The sequence below is a fragment of the Brevundimonas sp. genome (genome assembly GCF_031082345.1).
Taxonomy (GTDB): Bacteria; Pseudomonadota; Alphaproteobacteria; order Caulobacterales; family Caulobacteraceae; genus Brevundimonas.
The window spans coordinates 1-6,129 of sequence record NZ_JAVHLH010000174.1 but is presented as its reverse complement, the minus strand read 5'-3'; the positions used below and the strand labels follow the sequence as shown (position 1 = coordinate 6,129).

The window sequence follows — 6,129 nt, the reverse complement described above, 5'->3', positions numbered from 1 at the left end:
GGAAGCGCTGGCTGCGCTCCTGCTGGCGACGTTCCCAGCGCTCGCGGCTGGTCTCGCGGCGACCGCCGTCGCCGGCGGCGCCTTCGGCCTCGGCGCGGGGCTCGCGCGGCGCTTCGTCGCGGTCGCGCCATTCGCGGCGCGGCTGCTCGGCCTGACGGTCGTTCGGGCGGTCGTTGGAGCGGTCGTTCTGACGATCGTTCTGGCGGTCGTCATTGTCGCGCTGCTGCCGGGCCTCGGCGGCGGCGACGCGGTCGGCCTCGGCCTTTTCGGCGGCCATGATGGCGGCGGCCTGGGCCCCGGTCTCGTCCTCGAAATCGATGTCGAAGCCCTGGCCGGCCAGTTCGCGCTGGGCGATCTCGGACACCGGACGCGAGGGCTGCAGGGCGCGCAGGACGCGGAAATAGTGTTCGGCGTGCTGGGTGTAGTTCTCGGCCAGGACGCGGTCGCCGGCGGCCGAGGCGTCGCGCGCCAGCTGCATGTAGCGCTCATAGACGGTCTGGGCGTTGCCGCGGACCTTGATGTTCTCCGGGCCCTGGGAGTCCCAGGACCGGTTCGGGTTGGTGGCGTTGGCGTTGCCGCCGCCGCCGCCGGGCTTCCTGTTGCGTCCGCGCTGACGCTTCATGCCCTTGAAATCTCTCATCGGACGCTACCGTGCTTTGTATGAGGGACGGTCCGGGGCGAAGGCCTCCGGCGCTGTCCGTCTGGTCGTTCCGCTTCGTTCCGGGGCCAATCCCCGCTGACGATGTGATCGGAAATCCGTTGCCGCCCCCTGGTCCGCCGGGCCGACTGGCCTGACCGTCAGATGCCCTGGGCGCGCGGGAATGGGCCTGAGGCGGTCCATGGCGTGCGTTTGGGTGGGAGACAGCGAAGACTTAGCCTGTGCGGGGGCGGTTTCCAAGGGGATAATTGCCCGCCCGACCCCGGCTACATCTTCGGAACGGGATTGGTGCGCGGGTCGGGGCCGTTGGTGACGACGCGGTCGCGGTCCGACAGGTCCTTGACGACGATGACCCTGTCGAAGCCCGCGGCCTCGAACAGCGCCTTGACCTGAGGGCCCTGGTCCCAGCCGATCTCGACCGCGAACAGGCCGTCGGGGCGGAGGATGCGGCGGATCTCGGGGGCCAGTTCGCGATAGGCCTGCAGGCCGTCGGGGCCGCCGTCGAGGGCCAGGTGCGGGTCGTGGTCGCGGACCTCGGGATCGAGGCCGGGGATGTCGCCGGACGGAATGTAGGGCGGGTTGGAGACGACGACGTCGAAGCTGTGGTCGGCGAAGCCGGCGGCCCATTCGGTGCGAAGGAAGGTGGCGCGGTTGTCGAGCTCGAGGTTGGTCGCGTTCTCCCTGGCCACGGCCAGGGCCTCGAAGGAGATGTCGGTGCCGACGCCGCGGGCGCCGGCGCGTTCGGCCAGGGTCGCCAGCAGGATGGCGCCCGAGCCCGTGCCGAGATCGATCATCTCGAAGGCCTTGTGGGGCGGATAGGCCAGCAGCACGACGTCGAGGATGGCCTCGGTGTCCGGGCGGGGGCTGAGCACGTCGGGGGTGACGTTCAGCATGATCTTCCAGAAGCCCTTGCGGCCGAGGATGCGCGACACCGGCTCGCGACGCAGGCGGCGTTCGACGAAGGCGTCCAGCGCGGCCTGCTGGTCCGGCGTGACGGCGCGGTAGGGGTCGGTGAGGATGTCGGTGCGCGAACAGCCGGCGGCGACCTCGAGCAGCAGGCGGGCGTCGATCGAGGGGCTGTCGATGCGGCCGGCCTTGAGCGCGGCGGCGGCGGCCTTCCAGGCGGTCAGCAGGGTCGGGGAAGCGGCGGCGTCGGTCATGCTCTGGCCTTGGCGCGGGTTTGCGCGGATATCAAGCGGGACGGCGCCGGAACGCCGTCCAGGCGGAGTCGTTGTGGCCACGATGCAGAAGCGGTCTGGAGCAAGGGGCGGCCTCGGGCTGTGGGGTCTGGTCGGCTCGGTGGCCGGCGGGCTGGCGGCCGGGGCCGGAGCGGCGCACCTGCTCTATCGGCACGGGCACAAATACGGCGTCGAGCTGCGCAAGGAGCGGCCCGCGCCGCTGCCGCCCCGGCCGCCCACGCCGGAGGATTTCGAGGCGAAGGAGCCGGGGCGCGGGCGTCTGGCCCAGCGGCCCGAGCACATCCCGCACAAGGGCTGGGTCGACATCTTCTGGCGCGTCGGCGCGTCCTATTTCGGCGACCGGGTCGGCTTCGTGGCCGGAGGCGTGACCTTCTTCGTGGTGCTGTCGCTGTTCCCGACCCTGGCCGCCTTCGTCACCCTGTACGGGCTGTTCGCCGATCCTGCGGACGCCTGGGGACGGCTGCAATTCCTCTATTCGGTCCTGCCGTCCGGGGTGGCGGAGTTCCTCGGCGGCGAGATGCAGCGGCTGGCCGAGAACGCTACGACCGCCCTGACCTTCACCCTGGTCTGGACCCTGGCCCTGTCGCTGTGGACGGCGAACGGGGCGATCAAGGTGCTCTTCTACGGCCTCAATATCGCCTATCACGAGGTCGAGCGGCGCAATCTGGTCAAATACAATCTGACCTGCATGGCCTTCACCGTCTCAGGCCTGCTCAGCATCCTGCTGACGGCGGGCCTGATCGTCGGCGTACCGGTGGTGATGGGCGTGTTTGGCCTGGCCGATGAATGGGCCCATCTGGCGCCGCTGCGTTGGCCGCTGCTGGGCGTGGTCTATGTCGCCGCCCTGACCGTGATCTATCGCTTCGGGCCGTGCCGGTCGCGGGCGCGCTGGCGCTGGCTGACGCCGGGCGCCCTGTTCGCGGCCCTGCTGAGCGTGATCCTGTCGCTGGTCTTCAGCTGGTATCTGCAGACCTTCGTGCGCACCGCCTCCTACGGCCCTCTGGCGGCGATGATGGGCTTCCTTTTGTGGACCTGGCTGAGCGTGCAGATCATCCTGATGGGGGCTGAGCTCAACGCCGAGATCGAGCACCAGACGGCGATCGACACCACCACCGGCGAGCACCGCGCCATCGGCGAGCGCGGCGCGGTGGTGGCCGACACGGTCGGTCCGCGGCGGGGCAATCCGGCGGCCCTGGCCTTCACCCTGAAGCACGCCGAGGCGCTGTCGGACCGGCTGCTGAGACGGCGGATCCGGCGCAGCTGACGGTCGTTCGCGCTTCGTGAACGGCCGGGCGGCGCCGTTCACGAAGGAAAGGCGACGATCCCCGCATCCGGCGTGGCGGCGACGGCGGGACCTCCGCACGGTCGGGGGGTCGGAGGTCCGGTGGTCGGGCCTCCCCCGCATGAGAGACCGCCATGACCCGCCTGCCCCTGATCGCCTTCGCCGCCGCCGCCGTCGGCCTGTTCGCCCCGGCCGGCGCCGCCCTGGCCCAAAGCCCGTCCGACAGCGCCGTCACCCTGACCTTCGAGACGGGCGCCCGGACCGGCGCGGTGATGGTCGCCCTGTACGATTCCGAGGCCGGCTACGCCGGGGACCGGCCGGTCGGCGGCCGCAGGCTGGACGTCGCGGCGGGGGAGCACACGGTCACCTTCGAGGGCCTGCCCGCCGGCGACTATGCGGCCAAGGCCTTTCACGACGTCAACGGCGACGGCGAGATGAACACCAATCCGTTCGGCATGCCGGTCGAGCCCTACGCCTTTTCCAACAACGCCGTCGGCAACATGGGCCCGGCCAGCTGGGAACGCGCCCGCTTCGCCGTCTCGGGCCCGACCGCCCAGACCATCAGCATTCGCTGAGGAGAGGGTGATGATCGCTTCCCGACGCAACTTTCTCACAGGCGCCGCGGCCCCTCTCATCGCAGGATTGGCGGCCGCCGTCCTCACCCCCGAGACCGTCCGCGCCATGACGGCGATGCGGACCGCTGCGGACTGGGGACTGGCCACCGCCGATGTCGAGGCCGATGTCGCTCCGCAGGCCATGCGGCTGATCCACGGACGGGCGCCGGCCGGTCTGGAGGGCGCCCTGTATCGCAACGGACCGGCCAAATTCCGGCGCCCCGGCCGCTCGGCGGCGCACTGGTTCGACGGGGATGGAATGGTGCGGCGCTTCCGCATCTCCGAGGGCCAGGCCGAACTGGCCGCCCGCTTTGTCGACACGCCCAAGCGGCGGCAGGAGACACGACTCGACGCCATGGTCATGCCCGGCTTCGGCAGCGCCGGCGATCCAAGGGCCGAGATCGGCTCGAACGACGACGCCAACGCGGCCAACACCTCGGTGCTGATGGCCGGCGACGCCCTGTGGGCGCTGTGGGAAGGCGGCTCCGCCGTGGCCATGGACCCGGAGACGCTGGCGACCCGGGGCATGGTCACCCACCGCCCCGACCTGAAGTCCATGCCCTTCCTGGCCCACCCGCGCCGCGAGCCGGACGGCCGGATCTGGAACCTCGGCATGGGGCGGGGCCAGGCCATGGTCTGGCGGCTGTCGCCCACGGGGGAGCTGGAGGCGGCGACGATGATCGACCTGCCGCGCGCCAGCTATGTCCACGACTTCACCGCCACGGCCCGCCATCTGGTCATCGTGCTGCAGCCGTGGGTGCAGGCGCGGATGACCATGCCCTTCGCCGACGGCTTCGACTGGCGGCCCGACGAGGGGACCCAGGTGCTGGTGATCGACAAGGACGACCTGACCCGGCGGCGGGTGTTCGAACTGCCGGCGTTCGGCTTCTTCCATCTGGGCGACGCCTGGTCGGACGGCGACGACATCCGCTTCGACCTGTGCGTCCATCGCGACATGGATTTCGCCGCCCGCGGGGCCAGCGAGGTCCTGAACGGCGTGCCTCTGGACGGAGAGCCGGCCCGGTTGGCCCTGGCGCACCTCAGGGCCGACGGCTCGACCGACCTGCAGCGCACCGGGGTGGTGGCCGAGTTCCCGCGCGGCGATCCGCGTCGCGCCGGCCTGCCGCGCCGCTTCACCCTGCACACCGCCGAGGAGACTCCGGGGCGGCCGTTCGCGAGCGCGATCGGCATGACCGACTGGTGGGCGGGCCGGACCCGCGTGTTCGACTTCGGGGCGGACCATGTGATGGACGAAATGGTGTTCGTGCCCCGGCTCGGCGGCACGGCCGAGGACGACGGCTGGCTGGTCGGGCCGACGCTGAACCTGGCCGCCCGGGCGTCCGAACTGCATGTGCTGGACGCGGCCCGGATCGAGGACGGGCCGGTCGCCAGCTGGCGCGCCGACACCGCCCTGCCGGTCAGTTTCCACGGCGTCTGGCAGGGGTAGGCTAGTACCAGCCGGCCTCGCGCAGGGCCCGGGCGTAGCGGCGGCTGACGGGGACGACGATCCCGCCCTCGAGGGTCAGGGCGGCCCGGCCGTCGCTGCGCGCCACATCGCGCACCGCGTCCCTGGCGACCCACCAGCTGCGATGGGTGCGCGCGCCTTCCAGCCCCTCCAGCTCGGCCACGGCGTCGGACAGCCGCATCAGGATGAGGTCCGAGCCGCGGTCGGTGTGCAGGCGCAGATAGTGATCCTCGGCCTGGACGGCGTGGAGGGTCGCGCCGCGCAGCTTCGGCGGCAGGCGGTCGAGGAAGCGGGCCGGGCCGGATCCGCCGGCGCCCGCATGGGTCTGAACCGGCGGGGGACGGCCCAGGAAGACGTTGATGGCGCTGATGGCGACGGTCACGACCAGCACCGGGCCGACGAAATGCGCCAGACGGTCGAGCGGATAGATCTCGTTCTCGAAGACCAGGCCGGTGACCAGCCAGACCAGCACCACCACCGGTCCGGCCGTGGCGGCCGACAGCGCCGCCACCGTCAGCCACGGCTGTTCGTCGGGGTCGACGACCCGCTCGATCAGGCGCGAACACAGGGTGGCCCAGACCGCGCCGACGAGGATCAGCGGGACCCAGTAGGCCAGGCGCAGCCACAGCGGGACGATGTTGGTGCCGAAGGCGCCGGTCAGGGCCAGCACCACGCCCGCGCCCACGGCCACGCCGACGCCCCGGTCGAAGCGGAACGGGAGCCAGCGGAGCGGACCCGGTCCGGGCGGATCAGCGGAGGCTCCCATCAGGCCGGCCGATCTTCCGCCCGGGCCTGCGGTCCGCACACGGCCCGGAATCCGGCGGCCGCGAACCGGATCATGTAGTCGCAGGCGCTTTCCAGATCGCCTGACCGGCACAGGCCGCCCGACAGCCGGTCCAGCCGTCCGGTCT

7 protein-coding genes are annotated in these 6,129 nt (G+C 71.7%); 3 read left to right on the top strand and 4 right to left on the bottom strand.

Annotation, left to right across the window (positions count from 1 at the left end):
* Together RDU12_RS11250 and prmC are read right to left on the bottom strand one after the other, a co-directional pair.
* A partial coding sequence (locus RDU12_RS11250; RefSeq protein WP_308684644.1) for a DUF4167 domain-containing protein occupies positions 1 to 640 on the bottom strand: 640 nt, incomplete at its 3' end.
* Between the two features lie 284 nt (positions 641 to 924).
* The gene (gene prmC / locus RDU12_RS11245; RefSeq protein WP_300291099.1) at positions 925 to 1,818 is read right to left on the bottom strand and encodes a peptide chain release factor N(5)-glutamine methyltransferase; all 894 of its coding nucleotides are present in this window, start codon (positions 1,816 to 1,818) and stop codon (positions 925 to 927) included.
* Positions 1,819 to 1,900: 82 nt separating this feature from the next.
* On the opposite strand from prmC, the gene RDU12_RS11240 reads away from it, so the two are divergent.
* The 3 genes from RDU12_RS11240 (at position 1,901) to RDU12_RS11230 (ending at position 5,200) form a co-directional block, all read left to right on the top strand.
* The gene (locus tag RDU12_RS11240; RefSeq protein ID WP_300291103.1) at positions 1,901 to 3,121 is read left to right on the top strand and encodes a YihY/virulence factor BrkB family protein; all 1,221 of its coding nucleotides are present in this window, start codon (positions 1,901 to 1,903) and stop codon (positions 3,119 to 3,121) included.
* A gap of 152 nt (positions 3,122 to 3,273) precedes the next feature.
* Positions 3,274 to 3,714 carry a DUF2141 domain-containing protein gene (locus RDU12_RS11235; protein ID WP_300291098.1) on the top strand — a complete coding sequence of 147 codons (441 nt, stop codon included), beginning with the start codon at positions 3,274 to 3,276 and terminating at the stop codon, positions 3,712 to 3,714.
* Between the two features lie 10 nt (positions 3,715 to 3,724).
* Positions 3,725 to 5,200, top strand: a complete 1,476-nt coding sequence (locus tag RDU12_RS11230; RefSeq protein ID WP_300291096.1) for a carotenoid oxygenase family protein — start codon at positions 3,725 to 3,727, stop codon at positions 5,198 to 5,200.
* Position 5,201: 1 nt separating this feature from the next.
* Here the strand turns inward: RDU12_RS11230 and RDU12_RS11225 are convergent, their stop codons facing one another.
* Positions 5,202 to 5,984 carry a LytTR family DNA-binding domain-containing protein gene (locus RDU12_RS11225; RefSeq protein WP_308684643.1) on the bottom strand — a complete coding sequence of 261 codons (783 nt, stop codon included), beginning with the start codon at positions 5,982 to 5,984 and terminating at the stop codon, positions 5,202 to 5,204.
* On the bottom strand, positions 5,984 to 6,118 hold the full coding sequence (locus RDU12_RS11220) for a hypothetical protein (RefSeq protein ID WP_308684646.1): 135 nt from the start codon (positions 6,116 to 6,118) through the stop codon (positions 5,984 to 5,986). The genes RDU12_RS11225 and RDU12_RS11220 overlap by 1 nt, the downstream gene beginning before the upstream one ends.
* Between the last annotated feature and the right edge of the window lie 11 nt (positions 6,119 to 6,129).